This window comes from Caulobacter sp. Root1472 (genome assembly GCF_001426985.1).
GTDB classification, from domain to species: Bacteria; Pseudomonadota; Alphaproteobacteria; order Caulobacterales; family Caulobacteraceae; genus Caulobacter; species Caulobacter rhizosphaerae.
The window spans coordinates 48,135-68,323 of sequence record NZ_LMFX01000005.1; the positions used below are offsets into that span (position 1 = coordinate 48,135).

General features: G+C 67.8%; 19 protein-coding genes and 1 tRNA gene. 12 read left to right on the forward strand and 8 right to left on the reverse strand.

All coding sequences use genetic code 11. The annotated features are described in order from the left end of the window. Positions 1 to 13: 13 nt before the first annotated feature. The 3 genes from ASD47_RS05175 to metZ all read right to left on the reverse strand — a co-directional run bounded on the left by ASD47_RS05175 (position 14) and on the right by metZ (position 4,471). On the reverse strand, positions 14 to 2,527 hold the full coding sequence (locus ASD47_RS05175; protein ID WP_230983939.1) for a TonB-dependent siderophore receptor: 2,514 nt from the start codon (positions 2,525 to 2,527) through the stop codon (positions 14 to 16). A 314-nt stretch (positions 2,528 to 2,841) separates the two neighbouring features. Continuing rightward, positions 2,842 to 3,306 (reverse strand): Co2+/Mg2+ efflux protein ApaG, encoded by a 465-nt coding sequence (gene apaG / locus ASD47_RS05180; RefSeq protein ID WP_056752600.1) that lies wholly within the window; start codon positions 3,304 to 3,306, stop codon positions 2,842 to 2,844. Further along, positions 3,287 to 4,471, reverse strand: coding sequence for an O-succinylhomoserine sulfhydrylase (gene metZ, locus ASD47_RS05185; RefSeq protein WP_056752601.1), 1,185 nt, complete (start codon positions 4,469 to 4,471; stop codon positions 3,287 to 3,289). Before metZ ends, apaG begins: the two co-directional genes overlap by 20 nt. Positions 4,472 to 4,643: 172 nt before the next feature. On the opposite strand from metZ, the gene ASD47_RS05190 reads away from it, so the two are divergent. The 8 genes from ASD47_RS05190 to ASD47_RS05225 all read left to right on the forward strand — a co-directional run bounded on the left by ASD47_RS05190 (position 4,644) and on the right by ASD47_RS05225 (position 10,940). Beyond that, entirely contained in the window at positions 4,644 to 5,672 is a 1,029-nt protein-coding gene (locus ASD47_RS05190) for a 2'-deoxycytidine 5'-triphosphate deaminase (protein ID WP_056752604.1), read from the forward strand. A gap of 81 nt (positions 5,673 to 5,753) precedes the next feature. Continuing rightward, the gene (locus ASD47_RS05195; protein ID WP_230983938.1) at positions 5,754 to 6,635 is read left to right on the forward strand and encodes a TraB/GumN family protein; all 882 of its coding nucleotides are present in this window, start codon (positions 5,754 to 5,756) and stop codon (positions 6,633 to 6,635) included. Between the two features lie 170 nt (positions 6,636 to 6,805). Beyond that, the gene (locus tag ASD47_RS05200) at positions 6,806 to 7,678 is read left to right on the forward strand and encodes a kinase (RefSeq protein WP_056752868.1); all 873 of its coding nucleotides are present in this window, start codon (positions 6,806 to 6,808) and stop codon (positions 7,676 to 7,678) included. Between the two features lie 132 nt (positions 7,679 to 7,810). Continuing rightward, positions 7,811 to 8,101: a hypothetical protein gene (locus tag ASD47_RS05205; protein ID WP_056752610.1), complete on the forward strand. Its 291-nt coding sequence runs from the start codon at positions 7,811 to 7,813 to the stop codon at positions 8,099 to 8,101. A gap of 103 nt (positions 8,102 to 8,204) precedes the next feature. Continuing rightward, entirely contained in the window at positions 8,205 to 8,786 is a 582-nt protein-coding gene (locus tag ASD47_RS05210; protein WP_056752614.1) for a hypothetical protein, read from the forward strand. Continuing rightward, complete coding sequence (locus tag ASD47_RS05215) at positions 8,786 to 8,980, forward strand: helix-turn-helix transcriptional regulator (protein ID WP_056752615.1); 195 nt, start codon at positions 8,786 to 8,788, stop codon at positions 8,978 to 8,980. Before ASD47_RS05210 ends, ASD47_RS05215 begins: the two co-directional genes overlap by 1 nt. 109 nt (positions 8,981 to 9,089) lie before the next feature. Beyond that, a complete protein-coding gene (locus tag ASD47_RS05220) occupies positions 9,090 to 9,998 on the forward strand; it encodes an alpha/beta fold hydrolase (protein ID WP_056752618.1) in 909 nt (302 codons plus the stop codon). 42 nt (positions 9,999 to 10,040) lie between these two features. After that, positions 10,041 to 10,940 (forward strand): TraB/GumN family protein, encoded by a 900-nt coding sequence (locus ASD47_RS05225; RefSeq protein WP_056752621.1) that lies wholly within the window; start codon positions 10,041 to 10,043, stop codon positions 10,938 to 10,940. A gap of 57 nt (positions 10,941 to 10,997) precedes the next feature. On the opposite strand, the gene ASD47_RS05230 is transcribed toward ASD47_RS05225, so the two are convergent. After that, complete coding sequence (locus tag ASD47_RS05230; protein WP_056752623.1) at positions 10,998 to 11,627, reverse strand: HD domain-containing protein; 630 nt, start codon at positions 11,625 to 11,627, stop codon at positions 10,998 to 11,000. A 150-nt stretch (positions 11,628 to 11,777) separates the two neighbouring features. Between ASD47_RS05230 and ASD47_RS05235 the strand changes: the two genes are divergently transcribed. From ASD47_RS05235 to ASD47_RS05250, 4 genes are all read left to right on the forward strand, one after another. Further along, positions 11,778 to 11,852, forward strand: a tRNA-Gly gene (locus tag ASD47_RS05235). 175 nt (positions 11,853 to 12,027) lie between these two features. Beyond that, the gene (locus ASD47_RS05240; RefSeq protein WP_056752625.1) at positions 12,028 to 12,780 is read left to right on the forward strand and encodes a sugar phosphate nucleotidyltransferase; all 753 of its coding nucleotides are present in this window, start codon (positions 12,028 to 12,030) and stop codon (positions 12,778 to 12,780) included. Positions 12,781 to 13,013: 233 nt separating this feature from the next. Further along, complete coding sequence (locus ASD47_RS05245) at positions 13,014 to 15,311, forward strand: TonB-dependent receptor (RefSeq protein WP_056752628.1); 2,298 nt, start codon at positions 13,014 to 13,016, stop codon at positions 15,309 to 15,311. 251 nt (positions 15,312 to 15,562) lie between these two features. After that, on the forward strand, positions 15,563 to 16,018 hold the full coding sequence (locus tag ASD47_RS05250) for a hypothetical protein (RefSeq protein WP_056752631.1): 456 nt from the start codon (positions 15,563 to 15,565) through the stop codon (positions 16,016 to 16,018). Positions 16,019 to 16,031: 13 nt separating this feature from the next. Here the strand turns inward: ASD47_RS05250 and ASD47_RS05255 are convergent, their stop codons facing one another. The 4 genes from ASD47_RS05255 to ASD47_RS05270 are packed head-to-tail and all read right to left on the reverse strand — an operon-like array spanning position 16,032 to position 20,171. Then, positions 16,032 to 16,793, reverse strand: coding sequence for a nucleotidyltransferase family protein (locus ASD47_RS05255; protein ID WP_056752633.1), 762 nt, complete (start codon positions 16,791 to 16,793; stop codon positions 16,032 to 16,034). 4 nt (positions 16,794 to 16,797) lie between these two features. Beyond that, a complete protein-coding gene (locus tag ASD47_RS05260) occupies positions 16,798 to 17,949 on the reverse strand; it encodes a hypothetical protein (protein WP_056752635.1) in 1,152 nt (383 codons plus the stop codon). Next, positions 17,950 to 19,014: an LptF/LptG family permease gene (locus ASD47_RS05265; RefSeq protein WP_056752638.1), complete on the reverse strand. Its 1,065-nt coding sequence runs from the start codon at positions 19,012 to 19,014 to the stop codon at positions 17,950 to 17,952. It abuts the gene before it with no gap. Continuing rightward, positions 19,011 to 20,171 (reverse strand): LptF/LptG family permease, encoded by a 1,161-nt coding sequence (locus tag ASD47_RS05270; RefSeq protein ID WP_230983944.1) that lies wholly within the window; start codon positions 20,169 to 20,171, stop codon positions 19,011 to 19,013. The genes ASD47_RS05265 and ASD47_RS05270 overlap by 4 nt, the downstream gene beginning before the upstream one ends. Positions 20,172 to 20,189: the final 18 nt, after the last annotated feature.

Here is a 20,189-nt window from a genome sequence, read left to right on the forward strand (position 1 = left end):
TTAGTCTAGCCTTCTAGAAGCGCAGCGTGAGCGAGCCGCCATAGGTTCTTCCGACGATGCCGCGGGCGTAGAAATAGCCCGAAGACGCGTTCTGTGTCTGGCCCTGGCGGGGATTGCCCTCGGTCAGGCCGACGACGTCGAAGATGTTGTCGACGTTCAAATTGACCTGGAGATTGTCCTTCAGGTTCAGGGCGACCCCGGCGCTGGTCACGCCATAGGAGGGCAGGGCGACGCCGTTGCCGGAGTCCGCATAGATCTTGCCGACGTACTTGTAGCGGGCATAGACCTCGCCCCGGCCATTGGGCAGCTTGATGCTCGGCGTGATGGTGAACAGTCGGGCCGGCGTCCGTTCGGGACGGTTGCCGTCATAGGTCGGCTGCGGAACGCCGGCGAGGCTGAGGTTGTTGAGGGTGGGATCCTGGATCACGCCTGAAACATTGACCGAGAACCAGTCGACGGGCCGGACCATGGCGTCCAGCTCGACGCCCTTGGTCTTGAGGTCGGCCAGGAAGCTGGTCTGTTTCGTGGGATCGGACGGGTCGATGAAGTTGTAGAACTGGTTGTCGAAATTGGTCCGAAACACCGTGGCTGAGGCGCTGAGGACGCGGCCGTACTCGAAGCGCAGGCCCGCCTCATAGAGTTCGATCTTGGTGATCGGATCGGTGTTGTTGGTCTGGAAGCCGTTGGCGTAACGGCCATAGAGCGAGAAGTGCGGCGTGAGCAGATAGCTGGCGCCGATCGTCCAGGCGACCTTGTCCTGGGTCCGGCGCGTCTCGGTGAACGTGCCGTCGAAGGTTGATCCCACGGTGCGCACGACGCCTGCCACGCCGGGCTGGACCGGCTGATTGACCGCCGCGGCGTTGCCTTCCAGGTACCGGGCCTTGTCGCTTTCCCAGCGCACGCCGCCGTCGATGTGGATCTTGTCGCCGATCGCCAGTTCGTCGTTGGCGTAGAGCGACAGCGACTTGTCGGTGCGCCGGCGCATGCCCTGGCCCCAGTTGCCATAGGACACCAGCCCATTGTCGCTGAGCGTGCCGATAACCTGGTTATTGGCGTCCAGCGAGACGATGTCATAGATGTCGCTGTTGGTCCGGACATCGTTGACAACTGACGCGACCGCCGACTGGTTCTGCCTGCGACTGACGTCATAGTACTGGACGCCGGTGGTCAGGGAGTTGGTGAACGACCCGCTCGTGTACTCCCAGCGCGTGCCGATATTGGCCCCGAAGTCGTGGCCCGACTGATAGTCGTGGTTCAGCGTCGTCTGCTGAAGGAAGCCGTTGCCGTTCAAGGCGTTCAGCGTCGCGGTGTCGTTTGCTCCGGTGACCACGCCCGTACGCAGGTTCTTGATGCCGAAGCGCGCCGTGGCCGGATAGGCGGCGGTCCCCGCGGTCAGCAGGTCGTTGATCGGCGAACTGGCGCCCGGCGTCAGATAGGTCACCGCGCTGGCCAGGCCGGCGTTGCCGGTGCCCGAGCCGGGAAACAGGCCGTTGAAGTCGTCCTTCAGGTCCAGATAGCGCGCGCGGGCGAAGATCTCGACGCTGTCGCTGATCGGCCGCTCGAAATCGACGCGCAGTTGCTTGGTCTTGACCCGCACGCCCTCGCTGAGCCGGAAATCACGGAAGCCGTCGGCTTCGACGAAGGTGGAGACCGGCACGGCGATGCGGTTGAAGGCGTCGCCGCCGATATTGCCGAACTGGGTGTCCAGCCCGGGGATGCTGCTGGGCTTGCCGTTGCTGTAGGCGTAGGGCTGGTCGGCGTAATAGGCCGCCTTGATGTCGCCGATCTTGCCGGTGACCCGCAGGAAACCGCCCTCGTCGAAGCGGTATTCCAGCATCCCCTTCAGGCGATAGCCTTCATAGTCGAAGGTGTTGTCGCGCACGCCGGGGCTGCTCTGGACATAGCCGCCGATATTGAACGCCAGGTTCTTGGCGATCGGGGCGGAGTAGTAGAAGTCGCCGCGCTTGAGGCCGTAATTGTAGCCCGTGGCCCGCAGAATGCCTTCGGGCTTGTCGAAATTGGGTTTGCGCGAGAGGAAGTTGATCGTCGCGCCGGCCCCGTTGACGGTCAGGATGCCCGAGGTGCCGCCCTTGACCGCTTCCATCCGATCGATCGTCACGTCTTCGGAGAAGAAGAAGTCGGCCCCGCCGCCTTGATAGATGACCGGCAGGCCGTCTTCCTGCAGCTGGATGAAGCGTTGGCCGCCGCCCTGCAGGCCGCGCACCGAGTAGTTGTTGGACAACTCGCCGGCCGTGCCCTCGACGAAGATGCCGGGCACCAGCTCCAGCAGGTCGGCGGTCGAACGCGGGGCCTTGCGTTCCAGATCGGCGCTGGTCGCCAGGGTGATGTCCGCCGAAGCGGTGATCAGCGGACGATTGCGCGAGGTCATGCCCGTGACGACGATTTCGCTGACGGCCTGCGGGTCGCTCTGGTCGGCGGGTGGTGACGCGGTCTGAGCCCAGGCGGGAGCGGCAAGGCAGCTGCAACCGGCAAGCAGCAGGGCGCGAAGAGCGTGGCGTTCGTGCATGGATCCTCCCCAAGGAAATCGGGTCCCCGCTTGAGATTGCGGGTGTGCCCATAGGCGATGTAGAACGATTGCAATTTCATTGCAATCGTTTGTTTTCCAGCTTCACATTACTCATGTCGTCTCCAATCACAGGTAATCGCCGGCAGCTATCAAAGGTTGCGCGGATGAAATCGCCATGCCGCGAGACGCCGCCAAATGGGCGCGATCCTGCGGATGTCTCGCTGCGGAACATGGCCCGATCGGGCCTCTTCAAGGCGTCCAAATGCTCTGAAGCAGTGGCCGGCTCATCGGCCCCAGCCCGCCGTGCGCCCGCCTCAGTTCACTCGCCGCGCCGCGCCGGGCAGGTGCAGCGAGAACTCCGGGATCGCGGCGTCGAACACCTCGCCGGCCTCGGTCATCATCTGGAAGTGGCCGACCATCGCGCCGGACGGTGTCGGCAGCGGGCAACTGCTGACATAGCGGAACGCCTCGCGCGGCCGCAGTTCCGGCTGTTCGCCGACCACGCCGGAGCCCTCGACCTCGGTCGACCGGTTCAGGCCGTCGGTGATCGTCCATGATCGCGCGACCAACTGCACGGTCTCAACGCCGTGGTTCTCGATCTCGACCGTATAGGCCCACATCCACAGGCCTTCGTCGGGCGCGGAGTCCTCGGGCTGATAGACCGGCGAGACGCGCACGACGATGTCGCGGGTGCGCGCTTCGTAGATGCCCGCATCGGCGCCGCGACGGCGACGGATCCGCTTCAAGGGCGGGGAGGATTCACGCCTGATCGAGCGCACGGATCACGTCTCGGGTCAGGTCGGCCAGGCTTTCCAGGCCGACCGACAGGCGCACCCCGCCCTCGACCACGCCCAGCGACGGACGCATGTCCTCGGGCACCGAGCGGTGGGTCGTGGTCGGCGGATGGGTGGCCATCGACTTGGCGTCGCCCAGGTTGTTGGAGATGTCGACGATCTCCAGGGCGTTCAGGAACTTGAAGGCCGCCTCGCGCGAGCCCAGGTCCAGGGCCAGCACCGTGCCGCCGCCGCTCATCTGCGACTTGGCGACGTTGTGGCCCGGGTGGTCGGCGCGGAAGGGGTAGAGCACCTGCTTGACCGCCTTGTGCTCGGCCACCACGTCGGCCAGGGCCGCGGCGGTGTCGTTCTGGCGGCGCACGCGCAGGTCCAGGGTCTCCAGGCCCTTGACCAGCACCCAGGCGTTGAACGGCGACAGCGACGGGCCGGTGTGGCGCAGCGGGTCGCGGTAGAATTCCTCGTTGATCGCCTCGCTGGTCAGGATCGCCCCGCCCAGCACCCGGCCCTGGCCGTCGATGTGCTTGGTGGCCGAATAGACCACGATGTCGGCGCCCAGCTTCAGCGGCTGCTGGAAGATCGGGGTGGCGAACACGTTGTCGACGATGACCTTGGCGCCGACCGCGTGGGCCAGTTCCGAGACCGCGCGGATGTCGGTGATCTCCAGCACCGGATTGGACGGGGTCTCGATCAGCACCGCCTTGGTGTTCGGGCGGATCGCCGCCTCCCAGGCCTTGGGATCGGTGGCGTCGACGAACGTGGTCTCGACGCCGAAGCGGGGCAGCCACTCGGCGATCAGCCAGCGGCACGAGCCGAACAGGGCGCGGCCGGCCACCACGTGGTCGCCAGCCCGGACCAGGCCCATCAGGGCGGCGTGGATCGAGGCCATGCCGGTGGCCTGGGCGCGGCACACTTCCGCGCCCTCGAGCAGGGCCAGGCGGTCCTCGAACATCTTGACGGTCGGATTGTTGAACCGCGAATAGACGAAGCCGGGGTCCTCGCCCGAGAACCGGCGGTCGGCGCCCTCGGCGCTGTCGTAGGTGAAGCCCTGGGTCAGGTAGAGAGCCTCGGCCGTCTCCATGTATTGCGAACGCGCCAGACCGCCACGGATCAGCTTGGTGGCGATATCCCAGTCCTTCGGGTCCTCGGCCATGGCGGTGTCTTCCTCGTCTACGCTGAAACGGCCGGCATAAGGGGTTTCGGCGGGCCCAGGGTCAAGGCGGACAAGTTCGATTTCAACATTAGAATTGTCACACGCGAACAAGCGGCGGGCGGATGGACCGCGAGCCTTGCCTTCAAGGCGCGGTTTAGCGAGTGTCGCCCCGATGACCGACGCCCACGCCGCGGGGATTCTGCCCTGCCAATCCATCGAGGACCTGATCGCGCAAGAGGCGATCACCTCTCAGACTCCGTTCGACACCGACCAGGTGCAGCCGGCCAGCCTGGACCTGCGCCTGGGCGCGCGGTGCTGGCGGGTGCGCGCCTCGTTCCTGCCGGGCGTCGCCCGCCGGGTGCCCGAGCGCCTGAAGGACGTGGCCATGCACGAGCTGGACCTGACTAAGGGCGCGGTGCTGGAAAAGGGCTGCGTCTATATCGCCGAGATCCAGGAGCGCCTGAGCTTGCCCGGCAACGTGGCGGCGCGCGGCAACCCCAAGAGCTCGACCGGCCGGGTCGACGTCTTTGTCCGTCTGCTCAGCGATCACAGCAAGGCCTTCGACGACATCGAATCCGGCTATGAGGGGCCGCTCTATATCGAGATCGCGCCGCAGACCTTCTCCGTGCTGGTGCGGACCGGCACGCGGCTGAACCAGCTGCGCCTTAAGCGCGGCGAGCCGGTCAAGCTGGCGATCAAGAACGTCGGGGTCGACCTGACGCCGGGCGAGGGCGGCATCGTCGGCTTCCGCGGCCGTCGCCATGCCGGGGTGGTCGACCTGGACCGCGAGGACGGCCACGATCCGCGCGACTTCTGGGAGCCCCTGGAGACCCGCCACGGCGAGCTGCTGCTGGACCCGGGCGAGTTCTACATCCTGGCCTCGAAGGACGATGTGGAGATCCCGGTGCTGGAAGCCGCCGAGATGACCCCGATCGATCCGTCGGTCGGCGAGTTCCGGGTGCACTACGCCGGCTTCTTCGATCCCGGCTTCGGCACCGAGGAGGCCGGGGCCGTCGGTTCCAAGGGCGTGCTGGAGGTGCGCAGCCACGAGACGCCGTTCCTGCTGGAGGACGGCCAGATCGTCGCCCGCCTGGTCTACGAGCCGCTGACCGCGCGACCCGAGCGCCTGTACGGCGAGGGCGGGTCGCACTACCAGCGCCAGGGGCTGAAGCTGTCCAAGCACTTCAAGGCGTGGCGTTAGGCCGCAACGCGCGACGCTTCCCCGGTTAACCGGCGGCTTCGTAACCTGGGCGCCTGTTGAGTCCAGGCGTCGGGGGACGTGGTGTCGGTGTTTCGTTTGCGCAAAGGGCTGGTCGCCGCCTGCACGATGGTCTGCGCCTTGTTCGGCGGCGCGGCCCACGCCGCCCCGGCCATGTGGGAAGTCCGCGACCACGACACGACGATCTATCTGTTCGGCGCGATGCATGTCCTGCAGCCGAACGTGAAGTGGCGCACCCGCGCCTTCGACCGCGCCTATGCCCGGGCCGGCAAGGTCTGGTTCGAGACCCGCGCCGACGCCGACCCGGCCGAGGTCCAGGCCCTGGTCGATCGCTACGGCGTGGATCCCGAGCGCTCGCTGACCGAGAAGCTGCCGCCGCGCACGGTGGCGACCCTGAAGGCGGCGCTGGAGCGGGACGGCGGGTCGCTGGACCGGGTCGATCGCCTGCGGCCGTGGGCGGCGGCGATGATGCTGTCGGTCCTGCCGATGACCCAGCAGGGCGCCTCCGTCGCGGCCGGCGCCGACGCCACGGTCACCCGCCAGGCCCGGGCCGCCGAAAAGCCGATCGCCACGTTCGAGACGGTGGAGCAGCAGATCCGGCTGTTCGCCAGCCTGCCCGAGGCGGTCGAGGTGCAGTACCTGGACGACGTGGCCTCCGAGACCCTGTCGCCGCCGCACAACGGCGTGGCCTTGCAGTCGGCCTGGCTGTGCGGCGACATGGACAGGCTGGGGCCGCTGGTCGTCGACGTGATGAAGCGCGACCGCCCAGCGCTGTATGAGGCCCTGCTCAAGCGTCGCAACCAGGCCTGGGCCCAGGCCCTGGTCGCCGAGATGGACAGGCCCGGCGTCGAACTGGTGGCGGTCGGCGCCCTGCACATGGCCGGCGAGGATGGCCTGCCCGCCCTGATGGCGGCGCGCGGGTTCCAGGTGCGACGGGTGCAGTAGACTCCCCTTCCTTCTCCCCTTGCGGGAGAAGGTGACCACCGAAGGCGGTCGGATGGAGGCGATAAATCTGTCAGCATGGAGCTTGTCCGCGGCGTCACCGCCGTGCGACCCCTCATCCGTCAGCTTCGCTGACACCTTCTCCCGCAAGGGGAGAAGGCGTGGAGGCGCTGATGACGACCATCGATCCAAGCTGGCTGGCCGCCTTCCTGCGGGAGGAAGGCCTTCCCGAGGGCTTCGCCGCTGAAGTCGAAGTCCTGCATGCGCCCCTCGCCGCCCGCATCGCGGCGGTGGCGATGGGGCCGGCCTTCGTGGTCGGGATCTGCGGGCCGCAGGGCTCGGGCAAGACGACGACCGTGAGGGTCGTGGCCGCCCTGCTGGAAGCACAAGGCCTGACGGTGGCGACCCTGTCGCTGGACGACCTCTACCTGCCGCGCGCCGACCGCGGGGCCCTGGCCCGTGACGTCCATCCGCTGCTGCGCACGCGCGGGGTTCCGGGGACCCACGACGTCGCCCTGGGCCTGGCCGTGCTGGACGGCTTGGCCGGCGAGCGTGAAACCGCGCTGCCGCGTTTCGACAAGGCCGCCGACGATCGGGCGCCGGTCGAGGCCTGGCGGGTGGTCGCGGGGCCGGTCGACATCGTGCTGTTCGAAGGCTGGTGCGTCGGCGCGCGCCCGGAACCGGCCGAGGCCCTGGCCGCGCCGGTCAACGCCCTGGAGCGCGAGCGGGACCCGGACGGCGCCTGGCGGGTCCATGTCAACGCCGCCCTGGCCGGGCCCTATCGCGCCCTTTTCGCCCGCTTGGACCTGCTGGTGCTGTTCACCGCGCCGGACTTCGAGACGGTGCTGACCTGGCGGCTGGAGCAGGAGGCCAAGCTGAGGGAGCGGCTGGCGGCGACGGCGCAGGGCGGCGCCATGACCGATGACGAGGTCGCCGTCTTCGTCCAGCACTACGAGCGCCTGACCCGCCACATCGCCCGCGAGACGCCGGCCCGGGCCGACGTCGTGGTGGCGCTGGACAAAGACCGCCGTTCGTCCATCCTATGATCGGCCATTCGGTCGCGCGGCACGGCGTCGCACCAGATGTGGTGTGCCGCCATTTCCGCTTCCACCAATGCTAGTTTGCCTTTGTCGGCGAAACGACTCACCGAGTCGCTGGCGGTGGAGCTTCCAAAGGCCATGAACGCACTCTTCGGCGGGACCTATTCGACCCATGCCCGGCGGGTGGCGATCTGGAACCGCGCCGCCCCGATCCCGGGTTGCGACAAGGCGATCTGGCGCTGCGACGACCAGGGGCGGATCATCCGCTGGGCCGACTATGAGGACCCTTTCTCGCGCTACGGCTGGCTGATCCTGCGCGGGCGCGGCGAGACCCGCCTGGCCCAGACCCTGGGCCTCGCGACCGCCAGGCCCGTCCACGTCAGCCACGCCGAGCGATTTGACGACGCCTCCCAGCGCAAGGCCGCCTGAACCGGCGTTCTGTCGACTATCCTTGATCTTTTGACAAGCATGCTTGACACGATCACGGCAATGTAAGACAAGCGTCCTTGTCAAAAAGACAGGGAGCCAAGACATGACGTCTGAACGCGGCGAGTTTCGCGCCCTCAAGAAGTTACTGCTGTTCGCAGGTTTTATCGGCGGCATTCTGCTCTCGGTGCGTATCGGCGCCCTGGGCGGCGTATGGTCGTTCGTCGGCGGGCTGGGCACGGTAGCGGCGTCTCTGGTCTTCGCTTACGCTTCCTACCGCCTGTTCGCGCGTGAGCCCCTGCGCCCGCCGATCCGGCGCTACCTGCTGCGGTTCGGCGTCTCGATGTCGGCCTATGTGGTGCTGCTGATCGGGGCGACGATGCTGCATCGCCATGGCCTGACAGCCGGGCCGCTGGGCTATCTGATCGCCCTGGCCCCGGCCCTGGCCATCCTGGGCACGATCGCCAGCATGGGGTTTTACCTGGCCGAGGAGACCGACGAGTTCCACCGCGAGGTGCTGATCCAGAGCCTGCTGTGGGGCATCGCCGTCACCCTGGGCGCGGCCAGCGTCTGGGGCTTCCTGGAGACCTTCGGCAAGGCGCCTCACGCGCCGGCCTGGGCGGTGGTTCCGATCTTCGCCGTCGCCATGGGCCTGTCTCAGCCGCTCATCGCCCGGCGGTACTGCTGATGAAGAACCGGCTCAAGGTCCTGCGGGCCGAACGCGACTGGAGCCAGGCAGACTTGGCCGAACGCCTGGAGGTCTCGCGCCAGACCATCAACGCCCTGGAGACGGGCAAGTACGACCCCAGCCTGCCCTTGGCCTTCAAGATCGCCCGGCTGTTCGGCCTGCCGATCGAGACGATTTTCCAGGACGAGACCTGACCTGACGCGGCCGCCCCGCCGCCAGATGAGCCACTCGATCTACCCGCCCATCCCTCCCTCGGCGCGACGCCGAAGCCTTTCGCGCGTCCGTCATCCAAGGAATACGATCATGACCTACCGCCGACCTTCCTTCCCGTTGATCGTCCTCCTGCTGGCGATCCTGGCCGCCGTGGGCGTGTTCGGCGGGGCGCACGCCGCGCCCCTGGCCGTCCCCTCGGCCGCCGCGCCCCGCTTCACCATCGCGGTGACGGGGCAGGGGCCCGACGTGATCCTGATCCCCGGCCTCGCCTCCTCGGCCGCCGTCTGGGACGACACCGTCAAGCAGTTGCAGGGGCGGTACCGCCTGCACGTGGTCCAGGTGGCCGGTTTCGCCGGCGCGCCGGCCGGGGCCAACGCCGAGGGGCCGGTGATCCAGCCGACCGTCGACGCCCTGGACGGCTACATCAAGTCGGCCAGGCTGAAGTCGCCCGCCGTGATCGGCCACTCCATGGGCGGGTTGATGGGCCTGATGCTGGCCCGCCAGCACCCCGAGGACGTCGGCCGCCTGATGGTCGTCGACAGCCTGCCGTTCTACGCCATGGTGTTCTCGCCCGCCGCCACCGTGGAGACGACCAAGCCCCAGGCCGCCGCCATGCGCGACCGCACGGCCTCCGCCACGCCCGAGGCCTGGACCGCCATGGAGACGGCGATGATGGCGCGCCTGGTCAAGTCGCCCGAGGGCCTGAAGTCGGCCACCGCCGCCACGATCGCCTCGGACCGCTCGGTGGTGGCTCGCGCGCTTTATGACGACCTGACCACCGACCTGCGCGGCGAGCTGGCTTCGATCAAGACCCCGACGACGATGCTCTATCCGTGGGACCCGGCCATCGCGCCCCAGGCGGCGTTCGACCAGCTCTACACCGGCGCTTACGCCCCGATGACCCAGGCCAAGGTCAAGCGGATCGACGGCTCGTACCACTTCATCATGCTGGACCAGCCGGCCGCCTTCGCCTTCGAGGTCGAGAGCTTCCTGAAATAGAGACGGCTTGCCGGTGGAGCTCAGGACCGGAACAGTGGCGGGATGATGATTCTGCCCGGATCTGTCCGCCGCTTCGCTCTCGCCCTCGTCGCGCCCGTCCTCGTCGCCGCGCTGGCGATGGGGGCGAGCCCCGTCCTGGCCGAGCCCGCCCTGTGGGCGATCAAGGACAAGGACTCCACGATCTACCTGTTCGGCACGGTCCATGTGCTGAAGCCGAGCACCCCGTGGCGCTCGCCGAAGATCGCCAAGGCCTTCCAGGACGCCGACGACGTGGTCATGGAGATCGAGCAGCCCGAGGATCCGGCGACCACGCGCGCGTTGATGATGAAATACGGCGTCGACCGAGCCGCGCCCCTGTCCACCAAGCTCAAACCCGAGAGCTACGCCAAGCTGCAGGCGGCCGCCCAGGGCATGGGCTTTCCGCCCCAGGCCCTGGAGCCCATGCGGCCCTGGCTGGCGGCGCTGACCGTGTCGCTGACCCCGCTGCTGAAGGCCGGCTACGATCCCGAGAGCGGCGTCGAGAAGCTGCTGACGGCCCAGGCCAAGGCGGCGGGCAAGCCGATCGCGGCCTTCGAGACCATGGAGCAGCAGGTCCGCTTCTTCGCCGACATGACCCCGGCCCAGGAGGCCCAGCTGCTGGAATCGACCCTGGACGAGATCGACGACGGCCCGGCCAAGATCGACGCCCTGGTGGCGGCCTGGGCGGCCGGCGACCAGGGCGAGCTGAAACGCCAGATGGTCGACGAGATGCAGACCGAATATCCCGACGTCTACAAGCTGCTGCTGGTCGACCGGAACCAGGACTGGGCCAACCAGCTGAAGACCAGGCTGGCGGGCTCGGGTGTCAGCTTCGTGGCGGTCGGGGCGGGCCACCTGACCGGACCCGACAGTCTGCAGGCGCAGCTGGCCAGGCTGGGGATCAAGACCGAGCGGGTGGAGTAGGGCCACCGCTAGCCCGCGCCAGGAGTTCGCGGAGGTCGAACCCTGCGGGGCGAGCGCCTAGAGCTTCGCCTCGCGCAGATAGATCGACCGCCTCGGCGTCGACATGACCCGGTGCAGCATCGGCTCGAAGGCTTCCAGCGGCATCGAGGCATAGGCCGGATCGAAGGCCTCCTGGTCGTAGATGTGGCAGAACTGGGCGGTGTATTCGAAGCTGGGATGGCCCCGGAACTGGTCGCGCATTTCGCGGTCCAGGCCCAGGTGGTGGAAGAAGTAGTAGCCCTGGAAAATGGCGTGGTGGGCCACCATCCAGTGGTTCTGCTCGGAGATGAAGGGCTGCAGGATCGCTGCGGCGATATCGGCGTGATTGCGCGGACCCAGGATGTCGCCGATGTCGTGCAGAAGGGCGCAGACCACGTATTCCTCGTCGCGGCCGTCCTGGAAGGCGCGGGTGGCGGTCTGCAGGCTGTGGTCCAGCCGATCGATGGCGAAGCCGCCGCAGTCGCCCTGCAGCAGTTTCAGGTGCGAGACCAGGCGCTTGGGCAGGTCGCGGCCGAACGCGACCGAGGCGTCGGCGATGATCGCCCAGTCTTCCTGCGTGCCGTCGACCATGGCGTGGAACTTGGCGCGGTCATGGGCGCGTTCATGGGCGCGTTCATGCTCCTGCGGATGCTGGTGGCCGTCGGCCATGGCGCTCTCCTCCCGAACGACTGTTTGACCGATCGTGCGCCGTGCCACGAGCGTCGTCAACGCGGGGCCTAAAGAAGCCATTGAGAAGACGGCGCGAACCGGCTAGACGGGCTCAGCGCTTGGACGGCGCGGCTTGCCCATTCGTCCAATGCGGGCGTAGCTCAGAGGTAGAGCGTCTGCTTCCCAAGCAGAATGTCGTGGGTTCGATTCCCATCGCCCGCTCCAGATCCCTCAATGAAGCCGATGATGTTCGCCGCACCGTTTGGACGCGGCGGGGCGTGCTTGCGCCGACCCGGCGAAACTTGATACTTGGCCCTGAAGCGACGGGGCGGACTTGAGGGTCCGCCCCGTCGTCGCTATTTCGCGCTCTTGCTTTTCCCAGACAGACGAGACCACGCCCGTGGCGAAACCGGCCAAAGCCATCATCCTCAGCGCCGGCCAGGGCAAGCGCCTGTCGCCCCTGACCGACACCCGCCCCAAGTGCCTGGTCGAGCTTTCCGGTCGCACAGTGCTGCACTGGCAGCTCAAGCACCTGGCCCAGGCCGGGATCACCGAGGCGGTGGTGGTGACCGGCTTCGCCGCCGACACGGTCGAAAAGGAGATCGCGGCGCTCGACATCCCGGGCCTGACGGTCCGCACCCTGTTCAACCCCTTCTATGCCCTGACTGACAACCTGGCGACCTGCTGGCTGGCGCGGGGCGAGATGCGCGGCGACTTCCTGCTGCTGAACGGCGACACCCTGTTCGAGACCGGCATCGCCGAGCGCCTGATCGCCGCCCCGCCGGCCCCGATCACCGTCACCATCGACCGCAAGGCCGCCGGCTACGACGCCGACGACATGAAGGTGCTGACCGAAGGCCTGTCCCTGCGCGCCATCGGCAAGACCATCGACCAGTACGACGCCGAGTCGATCGGCTTCCTGCGCTTCGATCCCGAGGGCGCGGCCCTGTTCACCCGCATCGTCGAGCAGGCCCTGCGCGCGCCCGAGGGCCTCAAGCGCTGGTATCTTAGCGTCATCAACCAGATCGCCCAGGACCATGACGTGGTTCGCGTCCAGTCGATCGAGGGCCTGGACTGGGCCGAGATGGACTTCCCCGAGGACCTGCCGAAGAACCGCGAACTGGCGGCGGCCTGGATCGCGGCGGGCGAGTAGGATTCCGGATCCTTCTCCGTTTGGGGGAAGGCAAGGCGCCGCCGTTCGTAGCTGCCGACAATCCAACCACCTGGACGCCGTGAACCCTGTCACGGCGCTGTCATGCAACATGCCTATAGGCCGCAGGCTCGCGAAGAAGTAAGCGGGTCCTTACAAGCGACGGCGGACTCAACGACCGGCGCTTTTTCGATTCTCTCATGTCGGTTCGATTTTCCAGGAAGTGGTGGGGTTCAATGTCTCGTTTCAACGCACTTAAATGCGCGCTCCTGCTGGGCGCGGGTCTCTCGGCCCTGTCGTTCGCCAACGCGGCGCTGGCCCAGGAGGCGTCCTCGACCGCCCTGGACGAGATCGTGGTCACGGCCGAGCGCCGGTCGGAAAACCTGCAGAAGGTGCCGGTCTCGGTGGCCGTGGTCGGTGGCGACCAGCTGCGCGCCATCCAGGGCGGCGGCGACGACATCATCTCGCTGTCGGGCAAGGTGCCCAGCTTCTACGCCGAGACCACCACGGGCCGGATCTTCCCGCGCTTCTACATCCGCGGCCTGGGCAACATCGACTTCTACCTCGGCGCCTCGCAGCCGGTGTCGATCATCCAGGACGACGTCGTGCTCGAGCACGTGGTGCTGAAGTCGAACCCGGTGTTCGACGTCAAGCAGGTGGAAGTGCTGCGCGGCCCGCAAGGCTCGCTGTTCGGCCGTAACACCACCGCCGGCATCGTCAAGTTCGACACCAACAAGCCGACCCAGACCCTGGAAGGCCGCGCCAGCGCCTCGTACGGCACCTATGGCACGACCACCTTCGACGGCGGCATCGGCGGTCCGATCGTGGCCGACAAACTGGCCTTCCGCGTCTCGGCGCTCTACCAGCACCGCGACGACTATGTCGACAACACCTTCGCCGGCGCCAGCGCCGACGGCACCGTCACCCCGAAGAAGAACGCCATGGGCGGCTTCGACGAGAAGGACGTGCGGATCCAACTGCTGGCCACCCCGACCGAACAGCTGACGGTCCTGGCCTCGGCCCACGCCCGCAACTACGAGGGCACCTCGACCCTGTTCCTGCGCGGCGCGCTGAAAAAGGGCTCCAACAGCTCGACCGCCCCGCGCGACAGCGTCGCCTTCGACGAGGCCAACAACAACCCGCAGGCCTACGACACTCAAGGCACGTCGCTGAACATCGCCTACGACTTCGGGCCGGTGACCCTGACCTCGATCAGCGCCTACGAGACCACCAGCGGCTACAGCCGCGGCGACACCGACGGCGGCGCGGCGGCCAACTTCCCGGTGGCCGGCGCGCCCAACGGCTTTGGCCAGTCGATGGGCCAGGTCCGCGACCTCGACCAGCTGACCCAGGAAATCCGCCTGGCCAGCAACGGCGACGACCGCCTGAAGTGGCAGGTCGGGGCGCTGTACTTCGACTCGCGCGACACCACCGACTTCTTCCAGCGCGCCTATTTCCTCACCACCGCCGCCCGCAACCCCAACAACTGGGTCGAGCTGAACAACCTCAACACCTCGTGGGCGGTGTTCGGCCAGGTCAGCTACAAGCTGACGGACGCCCTGACGGTCACCGGCGGCCTGCGCGACACCTACGACGCCAAGAAGACCGTCCTGGCCAAGACCGCCAACACCGCCGCCAACGTCTCCACCTATGCCGGCCGCCGCTACGTGCGCCTGTCGGACGAGCAGGTCAGCTGGGATCTGTCGGCCAACTACGAGGTCAATCCCGACCTGAACCTCTACGCCCGCGTGGCCAAGGGCTTCCGCGGCCCGACCATCCAGGGCCGCTCGGCGGTGTTCAACAGCGACTTCACGACCGCCAATTCCGAGACGATCCTGTCGTGGGAAGCCGGCTTCAAGAGCACGCTGCTGGACAACACCCTGCGCCTGAACGCCTCGGCCTTCACCTATGAGGTCAAGGACATCCAGCTGAACGGCAACGATTCCAACGGCAACGGCGTCCTGTTCAACGCCGACAAGGCCAAGGCCTACGGCCTGGAAGCCGACGCCGAATGGCGCCCGATCGCCAACCTGACCCTGACCGCCGGCGTCAGCCTGCTGCACAGCGAAATCAAGGACAAGCGCGTCTACGCCCAGGTCTGCGCCCTCAACAGCGTGGTGGTCTGCACGGTCAAGAACCCGACGATCGCGATCGTCGGTCCGTTCGGCACCAGCACCTTCGCCCAGATCGACGGCCAGCCGCTGCCCAACGCGCCGAAGTACAACCTCAGCTTCACGGGCCGCTATGACGTGCCGGTCGGCGCCGACGGCAAGCTGTTCGTCGCCACCGACTGGAACGTCCAGGGCTATACGAACTTCGTGCTCTACAAGACCGACGAGTTCTACTCGAAGGGCAATTTCGAAGGCGGGCTGAAGCTCGGCTACGAAGGCGGAAACGGCGCGTATGAAGTGGCCCTGTTCGGCCGCAACATCACCAACGAGAAGAACCTCAAGGGCGTCATCGAGAACTACATGGCGGCCGTCTACAACGAGCCGCGCATCGTGGGCGTCTCGGTCAGCGCCAAGCTGAAGTAGTCTTCGCCGACATCGTCGGACCTCTTGAAACCCCGTCGCCGGCTCCGGCGGCGGGGTTTTTCGCGCCTGCTCCTCAAGGGATTCCTTGAGTTGCAGAAAACGAAAGTTTCTATCGCCGATTGCGGTAACGGCCGAGTTCGGTCAGGCTCCTCCGAGGACGGCGCGCGTGGATGGCTCAGTATCGCGTCGGCAAGTCGCGACGGCGGCGTCCTGCTTCGAAAACCAAATTTTTGAAGAGAGAGGGAGCATCCATGTCACTGAGAGTTAATGGCCCGCCGCTGCAGCCCGGCGACAACCCACCGCCGCAAGACACCAACACCGACGGCTGGGCCTCGCGCCTGGCCAAGCTGATCCCCGCCGAGGCGCTGGGAACCTATGCCGCGACCGTGGCGCTGATCCCGGCCTCGGTCACGGGCGTGGGCAAGCTGATCGGCCTGATCCTGATCGCCGTGGCCTGCATCGCGATCCTGGTCGTGGTCCGCGTCAAGTCCACCTCGAAAGGCGGCGTAAAGCCTCAGGTGCTGGGGATCGTCATCTCGGCGATCTCGTTCGTCATCTGGACCGCGACCCTGGGGGCGAACTCACCCATTCCGTTGCCGTCCTCGGTGGCGTTCGTCCCCACGATCGTGGCGCTGCTGTGGGTCGCCGCGATCGGGGTGTTCTATCGCGGGGACGAAGGGAACGCGCCCGAGGCCGCCACCAGCTGAGCGGCGCGAGGGATCATCCCTCGACCAGGGATCGCACCAGGTCCAGGTCGGCCGGCTTGTCGACGTCCACCGCCGCCAAGCCGTGCCGCGCCCGCACCGCCGCGGCCCTGACCCCCGCCAGGCGCCCGATCCGCGCGACCATCTCGTCCAGGGTCATCTGGCCCAGCAGATAGCGGATCAGCGTGACGGGGCCGAACAGGGCCGCGATCTTCCACGGCTGTTTGCGATGCTTCTCGACCGTGCGCCACAGGTCGATGGCCCGCAGGCTGGCCGGGGTCTTCAGGTAGAACAGGTTGCAGCCCGAATAGCGGCCGTCGCGAAACGCCAGGTAGGTGCGCTTGGTGGTCGGCGCGGCGGCCTGCACCAGCGCCTCCTCGCCCAGCAGGATGGCGATGTCGGCGTCGGCCGGGGTGTCGGCCATGAAGTCGCTCACCCATTCGGCCTGCAGCAGAGCGTGGTCCACGGTCGTGACCAGGAGGGGCGTGCCCATGGCCTGGGCGCCGTCGTGGACGCTCTGGCTGGGGCCGGCGGCCGAGGGCAGGCGCGATAGCGTTGCGCGGGTGGTCTCGTCGGCCAGGGCCGCCTCCAGGGCCGCGTCGTTGGTCGAGACGCCGATGCGCTCGGCGCCGGCCTTGTCCAGCGCGTCCAGCACCCGGGCCAGCAACGTGCGACCGCCCAGAACGATCAGGCCCTTCTGGCTGACGCCGGCATAGGCGGCGACAGGGTCGACGCCGCCGCGCGAGCCGGCCAGCACCAGCGCCTGGAACGCAGCCACGGCCCTAGATCGCCTTCTCGTAGATCCGGTAGGTCTTGTAGATCTCCGCGCCCATGGCTTCCGAGATCCGGCGCATCGGCGCGTTGTCCTCGAGGATCCACGAGAACTCGAACTTGTCGTAGCCCAGGGCCAGGCCGGCGTCGCGGCCGGCGTTCATCAGGTGGAACGGCACGACCTGGCCGCGCAGGCTGTCGGCGAACTTGCGTTTGAGGCCCATCAGCGGGATGCGGATCGACTTCACCCGCTTGACCTTCAGCCGCCACAGCAGCTTGGCCCAGCCGAACGGCAGCAGCTTGCCGTTCAGGCCCTCGATGGCCTCGTTGACATTGGGCAGCAGCACGATGAAGCCGGCCGGCTCGCCGTCGATCTCGGCGAACAGGATCAGGCGCTTGTCCAGCACGTCCTTCAGCGACTTGCCCAACTGGGCGGTCTCGGCCTCGGTGGTCGGCACGAAGCCCCAATTGCCCGACCAGGCGTCGTTGAGGATGTCGGTCAGGGCTTTGACCTCGTCGTCGTAGCGGCTCATGTCCAGCTCGCGCAGGGTCACGCCCTCGGGCAGGCCGCGCTTGACCCGGCGTACCACCACCGGCGGCAGGGCCGCGCGTGGGTCGCAGACATAGGCGTAGACGTCCTTGGCCTTGGCGTAACCCTGCTCCTCGACCCGCGCGGCGGTGTAGCGCGGGTCGTGGCCCATCATCACCATCGGCTTGCTGTCGAAGCCGTCGACCAGCAGGCCGACCTCTTCGTTGATCGACAGGTTGAACGGACCCAGGGCCCGGTCGCAACCGCGGGCCTTCAGCCAGTCCTCGGCGGTGCGGAACAGCAGGCTGAAGATCGCCGGATCATCCTCGGCGGCGATCATGCCGAAATTGCCGGTCTTGCCGGTCCCGACCTCGGTGGCCAGATGGTCGATCTGGGCGCTGATCCGGCCCACGTCGCGGCCGCCGCGCACGGCCAGCCACATCTGGACGTCGGCATGCTCGAAGAACGGGTTGGTCTTGGGCGTCAGGGCCGCCATCCGCTCGTACATCAGCGGCACGACCCAGTTGGGGTCCTTGGCGTTGAGGCGGTTGGGCAGGTCGACGAACCGCCTCAACTCGGCCTTGGAGCCGACCGGGACGATCGTGAGGTCGGAATCGGTGGTGTCGAACGGCATTCAGCCCTCCAGGACAACAAGTGCGTAGATCGCGAGGGCCGCGAAAATGGTTGGGCCGCCCCAGACGGCCAGGGCGGGGGACAGTGAGCCGCCTTCGCCGAGCGCGGACAGCAGGCCGTTGACCACCAGGAAGACCAGGCCGGCCGCCAGGCCGGCGGTCAGCAGCACCGCGCCTTGTCCGCTGCGGAAATTGGCCAGGGCGACCGGGGCGCTGAGCAGCAGCATGACCAGCGAGGCGAATGGCCCGGCGAAGGCCGCCAGCAGGCGCGTCTCGTAGAAGCTGCTCGGACGGTCGCCGCCGCCGCTCAGCAGGGCGCGGCGGGCCGTGGCGGCGGTCGGCACGGGGCTGTCAGCGAACAGGGCCTGGACGTCCTGCCGATGCAGGGGCGAAGGCCAGCCCATCCGGGCGGCGGGCGTGACGTTCACCTGCTCGCCGTTGAACCGGACGATCACGGGGTTGACCAGGGTCCAGCCGCTGGCGCGGGCATAGGTGGCCGACGGCGCCTCAATGCGCTCGACCAGCCGGCCGACCTTGTCGCGCCGATAGACCTTGACCGCCTTCAGGACGCCGCCGTCGGCCGAGGCGCCGCCGGCGATCACCAGGTCATCGCCGGCCCGGAAGCTGCGGGGACCGGGAACCTTGCGGTCGGCGACCGGGGTGGTGGCCTGCCACCAGTCGGCCAGCACCGGATCGGTGCGCGGGGCGATCAGCTGGGCGCAGCCGAAGTCGACGGCCATGACCAGCAAGGCCACGGGCAGGGCCATGCCGACGATGCGGTAGGCCGAGATGCCCGTGGCGCGCATGGCGATGATCGCGCTCTCGCGGGCCAGCTGCGAGAAGGCGAACAGTCCGCCGGCCAGGGTGGCGATCGGAGCGACCTGCTCGATCAGCCGCGGCGAGCGCAGGGCGGCGTAGTACAGCACCCCCGCCGTCCCCAGGCCGCGGTCCAGGATGTCGGTGGTCACCTCCAGCAGGTCGAGGATCTGCAGGATCGAGAACAGGATCAGAGCCGCGCCGAGCACGCGCGTGCCGACCGTGCGCAGGACGTAGAGCTGGATCTTCATGCGTCGGCCTGCTCGAACTTGTCCCGGAACATCCGCCGGAAGCGCTTGATGCCGCCGCCGAAGCTCTGAATGAGGTCGGTGACCGGGGTCTGACCGGGCCGCTTGCGGCTGCCGACGAACATCCAGACGCTGAGGCTGGTGAAGATCAGCCACGGAAGGCCGATGGCCGCCAGCGGCATGGCCTTGCCCGACTCGGCCAGGCTCTGGCCCAGCTGCAGGCTGTGCTGGAAGGCCAGCAGCAGCACGCCGGCGATGATCAGGCCGGGGGTGCGGTTGCCGCGCTTGGCGGCCAGGCCCAGCGGGAAGGCCAGCAACGGCAGGAAGGGCAGGAAGGCGGCTCGGGCCAGGCGGCCGTACAGCTCGGCCAGCAGGGTGGGGCGCGGCACGATGGGGTTGGGGCTCTCGGCCTGGCGGGCCAACTCGCCCAGGGTCAGTTCGCGCTCGTCGCCGCCGCGACTGCGCAGCAGGGCCGCCGCGCCGGACAGGGGGACGTTGGTGGTGAACTGGTCGAACACCAGGATGCGGTACTCGCCGCGGGCGTCCAGGCCGATCCGCTGGCCCCGGCGCAGCAGCATGATGACGTTCTTGCCGTCGGGGGCCGAGCGCAGGTCGGCGGTGGCGGCGGTGATCACCTCTTCCCGCCCGGCGGCGTCCATCCGGCGGATGAACACCCGCGTCAGCTGCTGGCCCGCCGGATCGGCGCCGTCGGCGGTCATCAGCAGCTTGGGCTGGTCGATGAAGGAGCCGCCGTTCAGCTTGCCGTTCCAGCCGGCGTTGATCGCCTCGTGCATCACCGCCCGATAGGCGTAGCGGCTGTAGGGCTGCATGTAGCCGAAGACGATCAGGCTGAAGACCATCAGGAACAGGCCGACATAGACGAACGGGGCGGCGATGCGGGTGAGGGACTGACCGCTGGCCAGCAGGGCGTCGATCTCCGAGCCGTCGCTGAGCTTGGTGATGACGATGAACAGCGCCACGAAGAACGCCACCGGCAGGGCCAGGCCCAGATAGTGCGGCACCAGGTTGGCGGCCAGCTCGGTCACGTAGCCGAAACGGGCGCTGCTCTGCGACAGCACGTCCAGCAGGCGCAGGACCCTCTCGAGCAAAAGGGCGATCACCGTCACGCCCAGGCAGCCGACGATCGGCCAGAGCAGCATGCGCAGCAGATAGGCGTC

What these genes read in the sequence shown, in the direction of transcription:
- ASD47_RS05175 (WP_230983939.1), bottom strand. Translation starts at nt 2,527, where the DNA reads ATGCACGAACGCCACGCTCTTCGCGCCCTGCTGCTTGCCGGTTGCAGC.
- ASD47_RS05250 (WP_056752631.1), top strand. Translation starts at nt 15,563, where the DNA reads ATGTCACTGAGAGTTAATGGCCCGCCGCTGCAGCCCGGCGACAACCCA.
- ASD47_RS05230 (WP_056752623.1), bottom strand. Translation starts at nt 11,627, where the DNA reads ATGGCCGACGGCCACCAGCATCCGCAGGAGCATGAACGCGCCCATGAA.
- ASD47_RS05205 (WP_056752610.1), top strand. Translation starts at nt 7,811, where the DNA reads ATGAACGCACTCTTCGGCGGGACCTATTCGACCCATGCCCGGCGGGTG.
- ASD47_RS05215 (WP_056752615.1), top strand. Translation starts at nt 8,786, where the DNA reads ATGAAGAACCGGCTCAAGGTCCTGCGGGCCGAACGCGACTGGAGCCAG.
- ASD47_RS05220 (WP_056752618.1), top strand. Translation starts at nt 9,090, where the DNA reads ATGACCTACCGCCGACCTTCCTTCCCGTTGATCGTCCTCCTGCTGGCG.
- ASD47_RS05265 (WP_056752638.1), bottom strand. Translation starts at nt 19,014, where the DNA reads ATGAAGATCCAGCTCTACGTCCTGCGCACGGTCGGCACGCGCGTGCTC.
- ASD47_RS05200 (WP_056752868.1), top strand. Translation starts at nt 6,806, where the DNA reads ATGACGACCATCGATCCAAGCTGGCTGGCCGCCTTCCTGCGGGAGGAA.
- metZ (WP_056752601.1), bottom strand. Translation starts at nt 4,471, where the DNA reads ATGGCCGAGGACCCGAAGGACTGGGATATCGCCACCAAGCTGATCCGT.
- ASD47_RS05225 (WP_056752621.1), top strand. Translation starts at nt 10,041, where the DNA reads ATGATGATTCTGCCCGGATCTGTCCGCCGCTTCGCTCTCGCCCTCGTC.
- ASD47_RS05260 (WP_056752635.1), bottom strand. Translation starts at nt 17,949, where the DNA reads ATGCCGTTCGACACCACCGATTCCGACCTCACGATCGTCCCGGTCGGC.
- ASD47_RS05190 (WP_056752604.1), top strand. Translation starts at nt 4,644, where the DNA reads ATGACCGACGCCCACGCCGCGGGGATTCTGCCCTGCCAATCCATCGAG.
- ASD47_RS05270 (WP_230983944.1), bottom strand. Translation starts at nt 20,171, where the DNA reads ATGCTGCTCTGGCCGATCGTCGGCTGCCTGGGCGTGACGGTGATCGCC.
- ASD47_RS05210 (WP_056752614.1), top strand. Translation starts at nt 8,205, where the DNA reads ATGACGTCTGAACGCGGCGAGTTTCGCGCCCTCAAGAAGTTACTGCTG.
- ASD47_RS05245 (WP_056752628.1), top strand. Translation starts at nt 13,014, where the DNA reads ATGTCTCGTTTCAACGCACTTAAATGCGCGCTCCTGCTGGGCGCGGGT.